Raw genomic sequence first — 17,931 nt, forward strand, 5'->3', positions numbered from 1 at the left:
AACGTGCCTGACGGCGGCGGCTAGCGCGGCACCGCGGGCTCGCGGTCGTCGCCGGTGTCGATGGTCGCCTTCTGCCTGCTCGGCCACCAGAAGGCGCGACCTTCGAGTGCCGACAGGCTGGGCACGAGCATCGGGGCCATGGCGAAGGCGGCGATGGCGACACCGATCGCGACGCCGAAGCCGAGCTCGGCGAGGTTGGCCAGTCCGGTGAGAGTCAGGGACGCGAAGGTCAGCGCCAGGATCAGACCGGCGGCGGCGACGGTGGGGGCGTCGTTGGCGACGGCGATCCGTGCCGCGTCGCGAGGCGCGTAGCCGTTGCGGAATTCCTCGCGCAGACGAGAGGCGAGAAGGATGTTGTAGTCGGTGCCGATCGCGACGACGAACAGGTAGAGCACGATCGGAATGGAGAAGTCGATCCCGTCGTAGCCGAGGCCGTGCAGGAACAGGAGCACCACGGCGCCGAGGGTGGCGACGAACGTGAGTGCCACGCACACCAGCAGGTTGAGCGGGGCGAGGACGGCGAGCAGGAGCACGGCGAGGATCAGTGCGATCGCGACGGCGGCGACGGGGAACACCCGGCGGGTATCCGCCGCGAGTTGGGCGCGGACGTCGACGAACGTGGACGTCTGCCCTCCCACAACGACTTCCGAGCCGGGGACGGCACCGTGGGCCGCGTCGCGGATCGGGCCCTCGACGAGATCGAGGGATGCGTTCGAATACGGGTCGTCGGCGAGCACGACGTTGACGAGCGCGGCGCGACCGTCCTGGCTCGGTCGCGGCGGCGCGACGGAGGACACGCCCTGCACTTGAGTGAGGGCCGTGACGAGCGGGGTCAGCGACGCGGGATCGAGTGGTCCGGGAGCCACGACGTACACCTGGGTCGGGCTGAGCGCGCCCGCGGGGAAGGACCGGTCGAGGGTGTCGAATGCCTGCTGTGACGGCGTGTCGGAGGGCAGTTCGCCCAACGTGTTGTACGTCGACTTGTAGCCGGACGCGAAGGACGCGAGTGCGATCAGCACGACGCCGATCACGACGGCGAACACGGCCGGACGACGCCCGATCGCGGCGCCGATCGAGGCGAACGGCGTGTGCGGGCTGTCGTGCCCCGGCCCGAGCGGCCAGAACAGGTGGCGGCCCAAAACGGTGAACACGGCGGGGATGAGCGTCAACGCCGTCACCAGCATGACGGCCACGGCGACGATCAGACCGGGTGCGAGCGTGGTGAGCGACCCGAGTTTCGCCAGCAGCAGTGCGGCGAACGCGACGATGACGGTGAGCGCGGACGACGCGACGACGCGCCCGACGACGTCGGTGGAGAAGACGAGCGCTTCGCGATGCGTGTCGGTGGTGGACCCCGCGGCGGCCTGTTGCCGCAGCCGTTCGCGATAGCGGAACAGCAGGAAGACGATGTAGTCGGTGCCGACGCCGAACAGGACGACCACGAGTATCGATTGCAGCGACGTGCTGACCTGGAAGTCGAACAGGTCGGCGAGGACGGCGGTCAGGCCGGTGACCACGGCGAGCACCACGCCGATCACGGCGACCGGCAGGACGGCGATGACGGGACTGCGGAAGATCAGGCCGAGCAGGGCGAGGATGACGATGACGGTGGCGATCGTGATGATCTTGTCGGCGTTGTCGTAGGCGGCGGTCGTGTCGACCTGAATGGCCGCGTTACCGGTCAGCCCGCTCACCAGTCCGGTGCCGTTCAGTTGCTGCTCGGCGTCGCCCCGGATGACCGGTACGGCGTTGTTGACCTGGTCGTCGCCGGGTTGTCCGTTGAATACCACCTGCAGTGCGGCGGCCTTCCCGTCGGCGGACAGCGAAGCAGGCGACCCCTGTACGCTCACGACTCCCGAGATCGCCGAATTCTGCAGCGAGGTCGCGAGATTCAGTGCCGTCTGCTGGTCGGCGGGTGACAGCGGCGCGTCGTCGGCGCGGACGACCACCAGGCTGCCGGTTGCGCCCGACAGGCTGGGGAAATACTGGTTGCCGGCGGCCTGCGCCTCGGACGACTCGAATGAACTGGGCAGGAACGTCTGCTGATTGCCGGTGGTGTAGTCATCGAGGCTGGGTGCGAACAGAATGACGGCAACGGCCGCGACCACCCAGGCCGCGATGACCTGCAACGGGTGTGCGACGACGGTGCGCGCGATGTAGGCAAACATCATTCCCCGTTCCGGGAGATGAAGGTTCGGCCGGCGCCCGGGGCCGGGCGGTCGAACCGTTGCCAAGCCATCGTCGCATGCACGGCGTCGCGAAGGCTACGGGTTTCGCGGTATCGACAGACCGCGGCCCCGCTCCGACGTCAGGGAGCGGGGCCGCGGTACGTCATGGTGCTCGTTACCGCAAGGGGGTGAAATCCCGGCTGCCGAGGTAGTCGGGGCGCGGCGCGGGCGCCGAGAACGGGTCCGTCAGCGTGTTCTCGACACTGTTGAACACGATGAAGAGGTTGGACCGCGCGAACGGCGTGATGTTGCCGTTCGAGCCGTGTATGCAGTTGGAATCGAACACGGTGGCGGAGCCCGCCGGTCCGGTCATCATGTCGATGCCGTACTCGTTCGCCATCCGGGTGAGCGTCGGCTGATCGGGCGAGCCGGTGGGCGGAACGTAGCTGACCAGCGATTCCTTGTAGTAGTCCTCGGGGGTCTCGCCGGCGCACGAGACGAACGCGCGGTGCGATCCGGGCATGATCATCAGCCCGCCGTTGTGTCCGTAGTTCTCGGTCAGCGCGATCGAGATGCTCGCGGCGCGGGGAGCAGGCATCCCGTCCTCGGCGTGCCAGGTCTCGAAGTCGGAGTGCCAGTAGAACGGGCCACCGGTGAAACCCGGTTTGAAATTGAGCCGCGACTGGTGGACGTAGACGTCCGAACCGAGGATCTGGCGGGCGATACCCACCACCTCGGGGCGCCGGATGATCTCGTCGACGACATCGCTGAGACGGTGCACGTCGAACACGGAACGGACGGCGCCGTCGCTGTTCTCCCGCACGATGCGGTTGTCGCCGCGGAGAGTGTCGGTGTCGGCGAGGCGGGTCATCTCGTCGACCAGGTCGAACACGTCGCGCGGTGGGATGATCGCGTCGGCGGAGTGATATCCGCGGGCGTCGTAGTCGGCAATCTGACTCGCTGTGAGCGGACCGGACCGGGCATCACCCCGTTTCGGATCGAACCAGGTGACCGGATCCTGACGGACGGTCATCGTGCACTCGTTGCGGTCCCTCGTGGGGTAGTTGTCGGCTACGGCCGTACGCATAACTCGTGTTTCACCCTTTCGGATTGGACAACGCTTTACTCTTCCGACGTTCTCACTGGTCGTCGACGAATGCAACCCGGACACAGGTCCACCGAGGCTGGACTGGACCGCGACGGCGCGTCGCCGCGGTGGGATCGTCACAAACATGATCGATTTGGTGGCGGTATTCGGGGTGGCGGCGATCGCGCTCGGCATGGTTCTCACGCCGGGACCCAACATGCTGTATCTGGTCTCGCGCAGCATCACTCAGGGCAGGGCGGCGGGTCTGGTCTCGCTGGCCGGTGTCGCTCTCGGGTTCCTGTGCTATCTCGCCGCTGCGGCACTGGGCATTTCGGCGGTATTCTCCGCCGTCCCGCAGGCGTACACCGCACTGAAGCTGGCGGGCGCGTGCTACCTGGGATGGCTGGCGTGGCAGGCGTTGCGGCCCGGCGGTAGTGCGCCGTTCGCTCCGTCACGCGTCCTGCCGCGGGATTCGTCCGCCCGGCTGTTCCTGATGGGTCTCACGACGAATCTGCTCAATCCGAAGATCGCGGTGATGTACCTGGCGCTGATCCCGCAGTTCGTGCACCCCGGCGCCGGGCCGGTCTGGTTGCAGAGTCTGCTGCTGGGCAGTGTGCAGATCGTGGTCGCGCTCACCGTGAACGCGCTGATCGTCTGCGTCGCAGGAACTGTCGCGACATTCCTGTCCGGGCGCCCGGTGTGGCTGCGGGCGCAGAAGTTCGTGATGGGAAGCGTCCTCGGCGGTCTCGCCATCCACCTCGCGCTGGACCGGGCCCGGCCTGCGGTCGTCTGAGTCGGCCGCAGCCCGAGTGGCCTGAATCATGCGCACCCGGGCATTCTTCGCGGGTACCGTCGAGGCAACGACGACGAAGGGGCGAGCGATGGCCGGGACCATGCGGGCGGAACGATTCCACGCCGATACGAAAACAATTGCTGTGGAGGATATTCCGATCCCGGGGCCCGGCCCCGGTGAAGTGCTCGTCAAGGTGGAGTTCTGCGGCATCTGCCATTCCGACCTGAGCCTGATCGACGGGACGTTCCCCGCGCTGCTGCCCGAGGTGACCCAGGGCCACGAGGCGTCGGGCACCATCGCGAAAGTCGGTGCCGGAGTGACCGGCTGGGCCGAGGGCGACCGTGTCGTGCCGTCCGCGGGCAGGCCCTGCTTCGCGTGCCGCAACTGCCGGCGCGGGGACCTCACGAACTGCCTGAACATCCAGCTCATGGCGTTCGCCTACGACGGCGCGTGGGCCGAGTACGCCGTCGCGCAGGCCGGGGGACTGACCCGCATCCCGGACAACGTTCCGTTCGAGCAGGCGGCCATCCTCGCCGATGCGGTGTCGACGCCGTTCGGCGCGGTCGTGCGCACCGGCAAGGTCGTGGTCGGGGAGACCGTCGGAGTGTGGGGTGTGGGCGGCGTCGGCACCCACATCGTGCAGCTGGCGCGTCTGGTCGGCGCCGTCCCCGTGATAGCGTTCGACATCAATCCCGCTGTGCGGGAACGTGCTCTGGAACTCGGGGCCGACTACGCGTTCGACTCCCGGGACGAGGATCTGAAGGAGAAGGTCGCGGAGGCCACGGGCGGCCGGATGCTGGACGTGGCGTTCGACGCGGCCGGACTGAAGGTGACGTTCGAGCAGGCACTCGACTGCCTGACGGTCGGCGGCCGCCTCGTCGCGGTCGGGCTGAGCGCGCAAGAGGCGTCGGTGGGGACCACCGCGCAGTTCGGGCTGTCGCAGAAGCAGGTACTCGGCCATCTGGGGTACAAGAACGAGGACATCGAAACCCTCGCCGAACTGGTGTCGCGCGGCCGCCTCGACCTGTCGCGGTCGATCAGCGAGATCGTCCCGCTCGAGGACGTCGCGAAGGGCATCGAGAAGCTCGCGAACCACGACGGAAATCCCATCCGGATCCTGGTCAAACCCTGACGCGGGACGTGGATCACCGGGACCTGTCGGTGCCCCGCTGTACCGTCGGGCCATGGGATATGAATTTCAAGTCACAGTGGACTCGGAGAACCCGCATACCCTGGCCAAATGGTGGGCTCAGGCGCTCGGCTGGGAGGTGGAGCCGAGCGATGAGGAGTTCATCCGCGGGCTCGTACAGGCCGGCCACGCGCAGGAGTCCGACACCATCGAATTCGAGGGTGTCCTGGTCTGGCGTGAGGGCCAGGCCATCCGCGATCCGGAGCACCCCGAGCGCCCCCGCGTGCTGTTCCAGCTGGTTCCCGAACGGAAGACGGTGAAGAACCGGCTCCACCTGGACATCAGGGTCGGGGACGCCCGCTACGAGGTCGCCGAGAAGCTGGAGCAAGCCGGCGCCACCGTGCTCCACCGGGGCCGCCAGGGGCCGAGCGAGTGGGTCACGATGACCGACCCGGAGGGCAACGAATTCTGCGTCAGCTGACGCGCCGGCCACTCAGCGGTAGGAACTCGGGGTGCTGCCGGTCCAGCGCTTGAAGGCGCGACGGAACGCGCTGGGCTCGGAGAAGCCGAGCCGCGCCGACAGGTCCTCCACGGATTCGCCGCGCCGGAGCCCGGCGACGGCGGCGTCGCGGAGCACTTCCTCCCGCAGCTGATTCAGCGACGTCCCCTCCTGCCGGAGCAGGCGGCGCAGATGAGGGACACTGATCGACAGCATCTCCGCGATGTCCTCGGCCGTCGACGTACGACCTTTCATGCCGTGCTCGAGGACCCGGCGCACCTGTGCCGATGCCGTGCTGTCGTAGTCGCGCTCCGACATCAACAGCGTCGGTGACTCCCGGAGATAGTCCGCGAGCGTCGCCTCGGTCTGAATGATGGGCGCCCGCATCACGGAGTTGTCGAATTCGATTGCAGGAATATCGGAATCGAATGTCACGGGGACACCGAAGATGTGATCGTAGTTCTCGGCGAGCTGCGGCAGCGGTGCCGGATACGGCAGTTCCACCGCCAGCAGCCGGACTCTCTTGCCTACGAGCCACGCTGCGAAACGGTGGAGCAGGATCAGCAGGAAGTCCGTGACGACCCGCGTCACCTCGACGGATATCTGCACTTCCTCGGTGGACCGTTCAGCCGCCGCCGGGCGGATGTCGATGGTCATCCGGGTTCCGCCGTGGGCACCGGGGCCGATGTGCAGGGCGGGCAGTGACGGCAGGGCGCGCAGGATGTCGGCCATCCGTTCGAGCGCGGCGGACAGATCCGCGGTGTGGATCAGGGCGAGGCACACGAGCCGGAACGTGCCGCGGGGAACCGGTGCCGGGCCGAGGCCGAACAATTCGTCGCCCGTGATCTGCCAGACGGCCTGGGTGAACGCGGTGACCTGGGTCGGCGTCAACCGGGCCAGCGGATCCCCCAGCGACGCCGTCGTGATTCCCGCCGCCGACAGCGCGGGGGAGAGGTCGACGCCGCTGCGCGCCGACAGGTCGAGCGCCCGCCGCACGAAGTCGGCGGGGATGGTGCGGGCAGTCACGATCCGGGCTCCCCGAGGGTCCGTAGCCGCCGCGCGGCCTCCTCGAGCACGTGATCCTGCTTGCAGAACGCGAACCGCACCAGCGGGTTCCACGGCCGCGGATGGTCGGTGAACACGCTGACCGGCACCGCGGCCACGCCGATGCGCTCCGGCAGAGTGCGGCAGAAGTCGATGCCGTCGTGTTCGCCGATCGCGGTGATGTCGGCGCACAGGTAGTACGTGCCGCCGCCCGAATGGACCTCGAGACCGGACGCGACGAGCGCGTCGTACAGCACGTCCCGCTTGGCCTGGAGACTGTCCCGCAGTTCCTTCACCCACTGCTGCTCGTGGCTCAGCGCATGCGCCACCGCGGGCTGGAACGGTCCGCCGCCGACGAACGACATGTACTGCTTCGCGGTGCGGACCGCGTCGATCAGTTCCGCCGGACCGCACGCCCAGCCGATCTTCCACCCGGTGACGTTGAACGTCTTGGCGGCACTCGACACCGAAACGGTCCGTTCGTACATTCCCGGGAGGGTGGCCAGGGCGGTGTGCGTGCGGCCGTCGAAGACCAGGTGCTCGTACACCTCGTCGCTCAGCACCAGCAGATCGTGCTCGCAGGCCAGTTCCGCGACCGCGGCGACCTCGTCCGGGGTGAACACGGTGCCCGTCGGATTGTGCGGGGTGTTGATCACCAGCATCCGGGTCTTCGGTGTGATCGCGGCCCGCAGCGCGTCGAGGTCGACCACGAAGTCCTGGCCGGAGCGGGCGAGCGGCACGCTGCGCCGCACCGCACCCGCCAAGGCGACCGAGGCGGCGTAGGAGTCGTAGTACGGCTCGATCAGCACCACCTCCTCACCCGGTTCGACCAGACCCAGGATGGCGGCGCTGATGGCCTCGGTGGCGCCGACGGTGATCAGCACCTCCGAGTCGGGGTCGTGGTCGAGCCCGTACCGGGCCAGACGGTCGGCGGCGACCGCCTGCCGGAGCACGGGCATGCCGGGGCCGGGTGGGTACTGGTTGAGCCCGTCCGCGATCGCTTGCCGCGCGGTGTCGAGCATGGACGCGGGACCGTCGGTGTCGGGGAAACCCTGACCGAGGTTGATCGCGTCGTGACGCACGGCGAGCGCGGTCATCTCGGCAAAGATGGTGGACGCGAACGGCTGCAAGCGCTGGACGGTGCGGTTGCGCGGCGTTGCGGGCATTACTGCAGCGTAGTCGGTGTGATGGCGCCGGTTGCACAGGGCCGCGTCACGTTCTGCGGGGCTGTCTCGTCTTCTCTGTAGACGGCGCGCGAAGGGCGCCCGGCGACGATGGAGGACGCAATGCCCCGCATTCCCGCAGTGGCCCCCGCGGACGCGAGCCCGCTGGTGAAGGTCGCCTACAAATATGCTGCCCACAAGTTCGACGAGGTGCCCGAGCCGTTCGCCGTGCTCGCCCATCACCGCAAACTGTTCGTCGCCTCGGCCCGGCACGAGATGGCGGTGCAGAAGGCGTCGACCGTCCTCCCGGCGAACGTGCGGGAGATCGCCGTCTTCCGCGTGGCCTGGACGATCGGCTGCTCGTGGTGCGTGGACTTCGGCACGATGCTGCAACGCCTCGACGGCCTGGACGTGGAGCGGCTGAGGCACATCGCCGACTACGCCGACTCGCCCGCGTACAGCGAGGACGAACGCGCGGCCATCGCGTACGCCGACACGATGACGGCGACGCCCACCACCGTCACCGACGAGCAGGTCGCGGACCTCGAGCGCCGGTTCGGCCGGGCAGGCGTCGTCGAACTGTCCTATCAGATCGGTATCGAGAACATGCGCGCCCGGATGTACTCGGCGCTGGGTATCACCGAACAGGGGTTCGGCACCGATTCGTGCCGGGTGCCGTGGGCCGACGACGCCGCCGTCACGACGGACGGTCCGGGAGCATGATCCCGGCGAACTTCTCCGGGTTGGCGATGTCGTACGCCGCGTAGACGAGACCGTCGCGGACGGTGAACCCACCCACTCGCGCAGGCGAGCTGCGGTGGGCATCGTCTCCGGTGAATCCGGCGGTGAAGTAGCCGAGCTGGCCGTTGACCAGAACCGGCTGCATGGCGGTGAACACCTCCGGCCCGTACCGCTGGACGAGGCCGAGGAAGAAGCGGGCGAACTTGTCGGCGCCGCGGATGACGTTGACGGCGGTGCTCGTGGTGCCGTTGGCGTCGCCGATGACGAGGGCGTCCGGGTGCAGGGCCGCGACCACCGCGTCGAGGTCGCCGCCGGCGAGTGCCTCGAGCAGTCGCTGCACGGCGAGAGCATGCTCCTCGTCGGGAACCGCGGGTGTCGTTGTGGCAGCCGCCTTGCGGGCTCTCGACGCGAGTTGGCGCGCCGCGGGTGTCTCGATACCGAGAATCGCCGCCACCTCGTCGAACGGCACCCCGAAACCGTCGTGCAGCACGAGCGCGACCCGTTGCGCCGGGGTCAGGGTGTCGAGCACGATCAGCGCCGCGAGACGGTTGTCTTCGTCCCGGACGACCGCCTCCAAGGGGTCCGGCTCGGCGGACGGTGACAGCCCGGTGACGACCGGTTCCGGAAGCCATTGGCCGACATACTGTTCCCGCCGCACCGCGGCCGAACGCAACCGGTCGAGGCAGATCCGCCCGACTACCGTGGTCAGCCAGGCCCCGAGGTCGCGGATGGTCGCGGCGTTCGCATCGTCGAGTCGCAGCCACGACTCCTGCACCGCGTCCTCGGCGTCGCTGACACTTCCGGTCAGCCGGTACGCTACCGAGAGCAGATGCCGCCGGTGGGACTCGAATTCGTCTACCAGCGTCGCAGTGGGCATGCCGATATCCTACGTGCGGTCCAGACATAAAATCCGTCGTGTGCGTAACCGTTGACCCTGGTGGTGGGTCCGGACGTATGGTGTGGCGACCACACCACGTCCAGGGAGTCTGCCATGTTCCAGTGTTTCGGCTGTCGTAGCTGACCTGGCTTTTCCGCACCCCTTTTCTTCTGCACGTCCTGCCAACCCCCCTCCGGCGACCGCCGGGCCGGCCGGAGTGCGTTCGCACGGCCCGCTGCTTCGTCGTTTGCGGGCATCACACACTAGGAAGACCTTCGATGATTCGTCCCCGTTTCGCGCGGACTCTGGCGGCCGCTGCCGCCCTGCTCTCCCTCACCAGTCTCGCTGTTGCCTGCTCCAAATCCGAAACCACCACGACCGCCGACGGCAAGACCGTGCTGCGCTACGAGGGCACCACGGGCCAGGTCTCGTTCCCGGAACTCGCGGCCGACCTGGGCTACTACCAGAAGGTCGAACTGAACTGGATCGGCGACACCACCAGTGGGCCGCAGAGCATTCAGAACGCCGCCACGGGCCAGACCGACTTCGGTGGGGCGTTCAACGGAGCGGTCCTGAAGCTCGCCGCGGCCGATTCTCCCATCACGTCCGTCATCGGCTACTACGGCTCCGACAAGGAGACGTTCAACGGGTACTACGTACTCGACGGAAGCCCGATCACGTCGGCACGTGACCTGATCGGCAAGAAGGTCGGCATGAACACGCTCGGCGCGCACCACGAGTTCCTGGTCCGGGAGTGGCTGGCTCGGGAGGGGCTGACCCCGGACGAGATCAAGCAGGTCGAGCTGACCGTCGTGCCGCCGGTGAACACCGAGCAGGCGCTGCGGCAGGGGCAGATCGACGTCGGCACGCTCGGAAGCGTGTTCCGCGACAAGGCAGTCGAGCGCGGTGGCATCCGTCCGCTGTTCACCGACGAGTCCATCTTCGGTTCCTTCACCTACGGTTCGCTGATCTTCCGCGACGACTTCATCGCGAAGAACAAGGACGCCGTCGCCGACTTCGTGCAGGGCACGGCCCGCGCCATCCGCTGGACGCAGGTGACGCCCCGCGACGAGGTGATCGCGAAGTACAAGGAGATCATCACCGGGCGCGGTCGCAACGAGACCACCGATCTCGTCGGCTACTGGAAGTCGCCGGGTGTCGCAGGCCCCGGTGGCGTGCTCACCGACCAGGAAATTCAGACCTGGATCGACTGGCTCGTGCGTAATGGGGAACTCGAGGACGGCAAGCTCACGCCCGCCGACGTCTACACCAACGAGTACAACCCGTATGCCAACGGCACCTACCCCGCCGACAGCGGCCCCGACGGACAAGCGCTGGCCGCCAAGTGAATTCCACCCCAGGTCCTCACGAGAAGAAAGTGAAGTCGATGTCCCACTCCCGGTTCCGGCGAGGCGCCGTGCGCGCACTCGCGGCGACCGCAGCACTGTTCACGTTGGCCTCGGGAGTGGCGGGATGTGCCGGCTCGTCGGACACCGCCACCACCGAGGACGGGAAGACGGTCCTGCGATACCAGGGGTGGGCCGGAGACGTGGGTTTCCACGAACTCGCCGAGGACCTGGGGTACTACGACAAGGTCACACTCGAATGGGTCGGCGACACGACCAGCGGCCCGCAGGACATCCAGTCGGCGGCCACCGGTGACGTCGAATTCGGTTCGGCCTTCAACGGAGCCGTCGTCAAACTCAACACCGCGGGGGCGCCGATCACGTCGGTGCTGAGTTCCTACGGCGCGGATGCCGGCGAGTTCACCGGATACTTCGTGCTGGACGGCAGCCCCATTCGCTCGGCGCGTGACCTGATCGGCAAGAAGGTCGGGATGAACACGCTCGGCGCGCACCACGAGTTCCTCGTCCGGGAGTGGCTGGCCCAGCAGGGCCTGTCCCCGGACGAGATCAATCAGGTGGAACTGATCGTCGTTCCGCCGGTGAACAACGAACAGGCGCTACGCGAAGGCCAGATCGACGTGGCCGCCATCAACGGCATCTACCGTGAAACAGCCCAGGAGCGTGGCGGAATCCGGCCGCTGTTCACGGACCGGGATCTCTTCGGCGCGTTCAGCTACGGCACATACGTGGTGCGGGACGACTTCCTGGCCAAGAACGAGGACGCCGTCGCGGACTTCGTGCAGGGCACGGCCCGGGCCATCCGCTGGACCCAGGTGACCCCGCGCGAGGAGGTGGTCGCACGGCTGAAGAACATCATCGACAGGCGTGGCCGCAACGAGAGCGACGAGGCCATCGACTACTGGCGCAGCTCCGGAATTCCCATCGCCGGGGCCGTGATCCAGGAGAAGGAGCTGCAGACCTGGATCGACTGGCTCGTCCGGAACGGTGAGCTCGACGAGGGCAAGCTGACCGCGACCGACCTGTACACCAACGAATTCAACCCGTACGCCAACGGCACGTTCCCCGCCGAGAGCGGGCCCGACGGAGAAGTACTGGAAGGACAGAAATGAGCACCACCGCCTCGAATCCCGACCGGGTTCAGACGCCCAAGCTCCGCCTCGAGCACGTCACCAAGCAGTTCGACGTGCGCGGGTCGAAGGACAAGTTCACCGCGATCGAAGACATCGACATCGATCTCGCGGACGGCGAATTCCTCGTCCTCGTGGGGCCGAGCGGTTGCGGGAAGTCCACGCTGCTCGACCTGCTCGGCGGGCTCAGCACCCCCACGTCCGGCCGGATCCTGCTCGACGGGCAGCCGGTGACCGGGCCGGGTCTCGACCGCGGCATCGTCTTCCAGCAGTACGCGCTCCTGCCGTGGCGGACGGCACGGCACAACATCGAGTTCGGGCTCGAGGCCAAGGGACTGCCCAGGAAGGAACGGCGCGAACTCGCCGAGCACTACCTCGAACTCGTCGGCCTGAAGGGATTCGGCGACCGCTACCCGCACGAACTGTCGGGTGGTATGAAGCAGCGCGTCGCGATCGCCCGGAGCCTGGCGTTCGACCCCGAGGTGCTGCTGATGGACGAGCCGTTCGCCGCGCTCGACGCGCAGACCCGCGAGTCGCTGCAGGACGAACTGCTGCGCATCTGGAAGGCCACCGGCAAGACCATTCTGTTCATCACCCACGGCATCGACGAGGCCATCTACCTCGGGCAGCGGGTCGCCGTCCTGACGTCACGCCCCGGCCGGGTGAAGACGTTCGTGGACATCGACATCGACCGCAGCGGCGAGGACGTCCGGTCCAACGAGCAGTTCCGGCACTACCGACACCGCATCTGGACGCTGCTGCACGGCGAAGTGGAGCGTGCACAGGTAATCGAGAAGGAGGAAGCACATGTCTAGCGCACTCGCGACACCGGAAGTTCCCGTCGCCGCCGATCCGACCCGGACCGCGGCTCCGACGCCCGCTTCCACCCCGCCCGAGCCGGGTGCCGTCCAGCGTGCCGGCGCGGCGCTGCGTCCGCTCGCGTGGCGGATCCTGAAGCCGTCCGTCGCGATCGTCGCGTTCCTGGCGCTGTGGGAGATCGCACCCCGCGTCGGTCTCGTCGACGAAGTGTTCCTGCCCCCGTTCAGCACGGTGATCGAGGCGTTCTTCGACCTGCTCCAGAGCGGTGAGCTGTGGCAGCACGTGTCCGCCAGCCTCTCTCGCGCGTTGATCGGTTTCTTCGTGGCCGTCGTGATCGCGATCCCGCTGGGCATCGCCATCGCCTGGTACCGGCCCGTGTCGGACTTCCTGAACCCGATCCTGGAGCTGTTCCGCAACACGGCGGCGCTGGCACTGCTCCCCGTGTTCATCCTGATCCTCGGCATCGGTGAGGAGTCCAAGATCGCCCTGGTGATCTACGCGTGCACCTTCCCGATCCTGCTGAACACGATCTCCGGTGTCCGCACCGTCGACCCGCTGCTGATCAAGTCGGCGTCCTCGCTGGGACTTTCGCCCGTGCGCCTGTTCCAGAAGGTGGTGCTGCCCGCCGCCGTTCCCACCATCTTCACCGGAATCCGCATGGCCGCCGCGTCGTCGATCCTCGTGCTGATCGCCGCCGAGATGGTCGGGGCCAAGGCCGGGCTCGGCTACCTGATCACGGCCTCCCAGTTCAACTTCCAGATCCCCAACATGTACGCGGGCATCGTCGCCATCTCGGTTCTCGGCCTGACGATCAACGCCGTTCTCGTACTGATCGAACGCAGGCTGTCCCGCTGGCGGGTCTAGTCCTTACCGGAAAAGAAAACCTACATGTCACAGGATTCACAGTTCCACCTCAACGCGTTTCTCATGGGCGTGGGACATCACGAGGCGGCGTGGCGCCACCCCCGCACCGAGGCGCACCGCGTTCTGGACGTCGCGCACTTCCAGGAACTCGGCCGGATCGCGGAGCGCGGCAAGCTCGATTCGGTGTTCTTCGCCGACGGTCTCGCCGTCGGACCGCGGATCAAGCACAACACGCAGGCGATCTTCGAACCCGTCACGCTGCTCTCGGCGATCGCCGTCGCCACCGAACACGTCGGGCTGATCGCCACGGCGTCCACGAGCTACTCCGACCCGTACACTCTGGCCCGCAAGTTCACGTCGCTCGACCACATCAGCAGCGGCCGGGCCGGGTGGAACATCGTGACCTCGGCAGGCGCGGACGAGGCGGCCAACTTCGGCGTCGACGGCATCCCCGCGCACAGCGGACGGTACGAGCGCGCAGAGGAATTCGTCGACGTCACGCTGGCCCTGTGGGACAGCTGGGAGGACGGCGCGGTGGTGCTGAACCCGGAGACGGGCGTGTTCGCCGACCCCGACAAGGTCCACACCATCGACCACGACGGACCGCGGTTCCGGATCAAGGGCCCGCTCAACTCGCCGAGATCCGCTCAGGGGCGGCCGCTGCTGGTGCAGGCCGGATCGTCGGAGAGCGGCAAGGAGTTCGCGGCGCGGTACGCCGAGGCGGTGTTCACCGCGCAGCGCACCCTCGAGCAGGGGCAGGAGTTCTACCGCGATCTCAAGGCGCGGGTCGTGAAGCACGGCCGCACTGCCGGCGACCTGAAAGTGCTGCCCGGCATCGTGCCGTTCATCGCCGACACCGAGGAGGAGGCGAAGGCGCTCGAGCAGTCGTTCACCGATCTGATCTCGCCCGAGTACTCGCTGCGGCAGCTGTCGACGATGCTCGGTGTCGATCTCACGAAGCATTCCCTCGACGCGCCGCTGCCGCCGCTTCCCCCGCTCGACGAGATCCAGGGCAACAAGAGCCGGTACCAGCTGGTGAAGGATCTCGCGGCGGACGGATCGCTCACCGTCCGGCAGCTGATCGGGCTGCTCGGCGGCGGACGCGGGCACCGCACGTTCGCCGGCACTCCGGAACAGGTGGCGGACGAACTGCAGACGTGGTTCGAGCAGGGCGCGGCCGACGGTTTCAACATCATGCCGCCGTACCTGCCCGGCGGACTCGACGACTTCGTCGACCGGGTCGTCCCGATCCTGCAGCAGCGGGGACTGTTCCGCACGGAGTACACGGCGACCACCCTGCGTGGTCACTACGGTCTCGCGGACGTCGACAACCGGTTCGCGGGTGCGGTCGACGAAGCGAGCGCATGAGCGGCGAGACCGGTCTGAAGCCTCTCGTCACCACCGTCTTCGTCCCAGCAGCGATCTTCGGCATCGGCCAGGGGGCCGCCGCCCCGGTCATGGCGCTGACGGCCCGCGAACTGGGTGCGTCGGTTGCCGTGTCCGGGCTGATCGTCGCGGTCGTCGGGCTCGGCGCCGTCCTCGGCGACCTGCCCGCGGGCCGGATCGTGGCGAGGTTCGGGGAACGGCGGTCCATCATCGGCGGCAGTGCCGTCGGCGCCACCGGAGTGCTGGTCTGTCTCCTCGCGCAGTCACCCTGGATGCTCGGTGTGGGCGCACTGCTGACCGGGCTCGCGAACGCCGTGTGGGGGCTGGCCCGCCAGAGCTATCTGGCCGATGCCGTGCCGATCGGGTTGCGGGCCCGGGCGATGTCGTCGTTCGCGGCGATGTGGCGGCTCGGCTTCTTCGTGGGCCCGCTGCTTGGTGCCGCCGTGATCCTGGTGGTCGGCGCGCGGGGCGGGTTCATGGTGCAGTTCGTCGGCGTCGTGCTGTCCGGGTGGCTGATGTCGCGGGTCCCCGACCCGCCGCGCCGCAGTGCAGCCGCCGTGGGCGGGCACGCGACGCTGCCGTCGATCCTGCGTCGCCACCGGAAACTGCTGGCCACACTCGGAGCCGGGTCGCTCATGATGGGCGCGGCCCGCGCCTCCCGGGAGGCGGTGCTCCCGCTGTGGGCCGCCCACCTCGGACTCGACGCCGCCCAGGTCAGCCTCGTCTTCGGTGTCGGTGCCGCCGTGGACCTGCTGTGCTCGTATCCGGCCGGACATTTCATGGACCGCTACGGCCGCAGGTTCATCGCGGTGCCGTCGCTGCTGGTGATCGGCGCGTCCTACCTGGCGTTGCCGTTCTCGCACGACCTGTGGTCGATCGGGACCGTCGCCGTCGTGATGGGAATCGGCAACGGCCTCGGCAACGGCGTCATCATGACGCTCGGCGCCGACATCGCGCCACCGGCCACCCGCGCCGAATTCCTCGCAGCGTGGCGGCTCACCCACGACACCGGGATGTTCGCAGGACCGTTCGGGGTCGGCGCGCTCGCCGCGGTGGTCCCGCTCGGCGCCGCCGTCGCCGCGATCGGGGGAGCGGCGCTGGTCGGCGCCGGACTCCTGTTCCGGTTCATCCCGATCTATTCCCCCTGGCCACCGCCGCCCGCGGCGGAGCCGGATTCCTCACCGCTCGAAAAACAGGAAGCATAGGTACATTCGTTTCATGCGCTTCGGATTGTTCGTTCCTCAAGGTTGGCGTCTGGATCTCGTCGGAATCGATCCCGCGGATCAATGGTCGGTGATGCGCGACTTCGCGTTGCGCGCCGACCAGGGTTCCTCCTGGGATTCACTGTGGGTCTACGACCACTTCCACACCGTCCCGGCACCGACCGAGGAGGCCACGCACGAGGCGTGGACCCTCATGTCCGCGTTCGCGGCCGTCACGTCGCGGGTGCGTCTCGGCCAGATGTGTACGGCGATGAGCTACCGCAACCCCGCCTACCTCGCCAAGGTCGCCGCCACCACCGACCTCATCTCCGGCGGACGCATCGAGATGGGCATCGGAGGCGGCTGGTACGAGCACGAATGGCAGGCATACGGGTACGGATTCCCCTCCGCCGGTACGCGTCTCGGCCGCCTCGACGAGGGCGTGCAGATCATGCGCCAGGCCTGGACCAGCGGCACCGCGACCCTCGAAGGCAAGCACTACCAGGTCGACGGCGCCATCGTCCGCCCACTTCCGCTGCAGGACGGCGGCATTCCGCTGTGGATCGCCGGCGGCGGCGAGAAGGTGACGTTGAAGATCGCGGCAAAGTACGCGCAATACACCAACTTCGACGGCACACCCGACGGATTCGCACAGAAGTCCGAGATCCTGCGCAAGCACTGCGACACCGTCGGCACCGACTTCGACGCCATCACCCGCTCGGCCAACTACAACGTCGCGATCGGCACCACCGAGGCGGAGGTCGAGCAGCGGTTGCTCACCCTGAAGGACCGGCTCACCCCCCACGTCGGCGCCGACGCCGCCGAGGGTGCGCTCGGAGCATTCCGCGGCATGCCCGGCGTGGGAACGCCGGAACAGATCGTCGAGAAACTGTCGGCGCTGAAGGAACTCGGCATGTCCTACGGCATCTTCTACTTCCCCGAAGCCGCCTACGACACCTCGGGCATCGAACTCTTCGAGAAGGAGGTCCTGCCGGCGCTGCGCTGATGGCCGGCCCGTCGGCCGGACGTGCTGATGGCCGGCCCGTCGGCCGGACGTGTTGATCAGCAGACCGCCGCACCGGGCATAGAGTGGCGGGCATGCTCGTCGTCACCCTCGCCGCCGACAACGTGTGGCTGACCCCGCCGGTCGTCACCGACATCGACGCGATCTGCTCGGCGTGCGGCGACGCGTCGATCGCCGAGTGGACGACGATGCCCGCCCCGTACGCACGCTCGGACGCCGAGCAGTTCGTCCGGCAGACGGTGCCGACCGGCTGGGCCGACCGCAGCCCCACCTGGGCGCTGCGCGAACGCGAGAACGGCCCGGTGCTGGGGATGATCGGCCTGATGGCGCGGGACATGACGGCAGCGGAGATCGGATACTGGCTGTCACCGTCCGCCCGCTCGCGGGGACTGATGACGACCGCGGTGAACCTGGTGTGCGATTTCGCGTTTCGGACGGACGGGATGGGCCTCGAACGCATCGAATGGCGTGCCTTCGTCGGCAACCTGGATTCGGCGGCCGTCGCCCGCCGGGTGGGCTTCCGGTTCGAGGGACTCCAGCGCGCAGGACTGGTGCAGCGCGGCGTCCGGCGCGATTCGTGGGCGGCCGCCCTGCTGGCCGGCGACCCGCGACAACCGGCAGACGACTGGCCCGGCTAGCGG

General features: G+C 68.0%; 17 protein-coding genes. 12 read left to right on the plus strand and 5 right to left on the minus strand.

All coding sequences use genetic code 11. The annotated features are described in order from the left end of the window. Positions 1–20: 20 nt before the first annotated feature. Together CJ179_RS26495 and thpD are read right to left on the minus strand one after the other, a co-directional pair. Entirely contained in the window at positions 21–2,171 is a 2,151-nt protein-coding gene (locus CJ179_RS26495) for an MMPL family transporter (RefSeq protein ID WP_095863358.1), read from the minus strand. Positions 2,172–2,343: 172 nt separating this feature from the next. Further along, on the minus strand, positions 2,344–3,255 hold the full coding sequence (thpD, locus tag CJ179_RS26500; RefSeq protein ID WP_095863359.1) for an ectoine hydroxylase: 912 nt from the start codon (positions 3,253–3,255) through the stop codon (positions 2,344–2,346). 145 nt (positions 3,256–3,400) lie between these two features. Between thpD and CJ179_RS26505 the strand changes: the two genes are divergently transcribed. From CJ179_RS26505 to CJ179_RS26515, 3 genes are all read left to right on the plus strand, one after another. Next, a complete protein-coding gene (locus CJ179_RS26505; RefSeq protein WP_095863360.1) occupies positions 3,401–4,048 on the plus strand; it encodes a LysE family translocator in 648 nt (215 codons plus the stop codon). An 88-nt stretch (positions 4,049–4,136) separates the two neighbouring features. Continuing rightward, positions 4,137–5,180, plus strand: a complete 1,044-nt coding sequence (locus CJ179_RS26510) for a zinc-binding dehydrogenase (protein ID WP_095863624.1) — start codon at positions 4,137–4,139, stop codon at positions 5,178–5,180. A 52-nt stretch (positions 5,181–5,232) separates the two neighbouring features. After that, positions 5,233–5,658, plus strand: a complete 426-nt coding sequence (locus CJ179_RS26515; RefSeq protein ID WP_072944880.1) for a VOC family protein — start codon at positions 5,233–5,235, stop codon at positions 5,656–5,658. Between the two features lie 12 nt (positions 5,659–5,670). Here the strand turns inward: CJ179_RS26515 and CJ179_RS26520 are convergent, their stop codons facing one another. Continuing rightward, complete coding sequence (locus tag CJ179_RS26520) at positions 5,671–6,702, minus strand: AraC family transcriptional regulator (RefSeq protein WP_095863361.1); 1,032 nt, start codon at positions 6,700–6,702, stop codon at positions 5,671–5,673. After that, entirely contained in the window at positions 6,699–7,886 is a 1,188-nt protein-coding gene (locus CJ179_RS26525) for a pyridoxal phosphate-dependent aminotransferase (protein ID WP_095863362.1), read from the minus strand. Before CJ179_RS26525 ends, CJ179_RS26520 begins: the two co-directional genes overlap by 4 nt. A gap of 120 nt (positions 7,887–8,006) precedes the next feature. On the opposite strand from CJ179_RS26525, the gene CJ179_RS26530 reads away from it, so the two are divergent. Further along, positions 8,007–8,606 carry a carboxymuconolactone decarboxylase family protein gene (locus CJ179_RS26530; RefSeq protein ID WP_095863363.1) on the plus strand — a complete coding sequence of 200 codons (600 nt, stop codon included), beginning with the start codon at positions 8,007–8,009 and terminating at the stop codon, positions 8,604–8,606. Here CJ179_RS26530 and CJ179_RS26535 read toward each other — a convergent pair. Further along, positions 8,581–9,501, minus strand: coding sequence for a sigma-70 family RNA polymerase sigma factor (locus CJ179_RS26535; protein ID WP_072944872.1), 921 nt, complete (start codon positions 9,499–9,501; stop codon positions 8,581–8,583). The two genes, CJ179_RS26530 and CJ179_RS26535, sit on opposite strands and share 26 nt — an antisense overlap. Positions 9,502–9,779: 278 nt before the next feature. Between CJ179_RS26535 and CJ179_RS26540 the strand changes: the two genes are divergently transcribed. The 8 genes from CJ179_RS26540 to CJ179_RS26575 all read left to right on the plus strand — a co-directional run bounded on the left by CJ179_RS26540 (position 9,780) and on the right by CJ179_RS26575 (position 17,928). After that, positions 9,780–10,850: an ABC transporter substrate-binding protein gene (locus CJ179_RS26540; RefSeq protein ID WP_072944870.1), complete on the plus strand. Its 1,071-nt coding sequence runs from the start codon at positions 9,780–9,782 to the stop codon at positions 10,848–10,850. A 38-nt stretch (positions 10,851–10,888) separates the two neighbouring features. Then, complete coding sequence (locus tag CJ179_RS26545; RefSeq protein ID WP_095863625.1) at positions 10,889–11,977, plus strand: ABC transporter substrate-binding protein; 1,089 nt, start codon at positions 10,889–10,891, stop codon at positions 11,975–11,977. Then, positions 11,974–12,810, plus strand: a complete 837-nt coding sequence (locus tag CJ179_RS26550) for an ABC transporter ATP-binding protein (protein WP_072944868.1) — start codon at positions 11,974–11,976, stop codon at positions 12,808–12,810. Before CJ179_RS26545 ends, CJ179_RS26550 begins: the two co-directional genes overlap by 4 nt. Next, a complete protein-coding gene (locus CJ179_RS26555) occupies positions 12,803–13,678 on the plus strand; it encodes an ABC transporter permease (RefSeq protein ID WP_072944866.1) in 876 nt (291 codons plus the stop codon). Before CJ179_RS26550 ends, CJ179_RS26555 begins: the two co-directional genes overlap by 8 nt. 24 nt (positions 13,679–13,702) lie before the next feature. Next, on the plus strand, positions 13,703–15,046 hold the full coding sequence (locus CJ179_RS26560) for an LLM class flavin-dependent oxidoreductase (RefSeq protein ID WP_095863364.1): 1,344 nt from the start codon (positions 13,703–13,705) through the stop codon (positions 15,044–15,046). After that, positions 15,043–16,269, plus strand: a complete 1,227-nt coding sequence (locus CJ179_RS26565; protein ID WP_072944862.1) for an MFS transporter — start codon at positions 15,043–15,045, stop codon at positions 16,267–16,269. The genes CJ179_RS26560 and CJ179_RS26565 overlap by 4 nt, the downstream gene beginning before the upstream one ends. A gap of 13 nt (positions 16,270–16,282) precedes the next feature. Further along, on the plus strand, positions 16,283–17,272 hold the full coding sequence (locus CJ179_RS26570; protein WP_072944860.1) for an LLM class F420-dependent oxidoreductase: 990 nt from the start codon (positions 16,283–16,285) through the stop codon (positions 17,270–17,272). A 92-nt stretch (positions 17,273–17,364) separates the two neighbouring features. Beyond that, positions 17,365–17,928, plus strand: a complete 564-nt coding sequence (locus CJ179_RS26575; protein ID WP_095863365.1) for a GNAT family N-acetyltransferase — start codon at positions 17,365–17,367, stop codon at positions 17,926–17,928. The last annotated feature ends 3 nt before the right edge of the window (positions 17,929–17,931 follow it).

Origin of the sequence: Rhodococcus sp. ACS1, assembly GCF_002300155.1 — a bacterium.
GTDB classification, from domain to species: Bacteria; Actinomycetota; Actinomycetes; order Mycobacteriales; family Mycobacteriaceae; genus Rhodococcus_F; species Rhodococcus_F koreensis.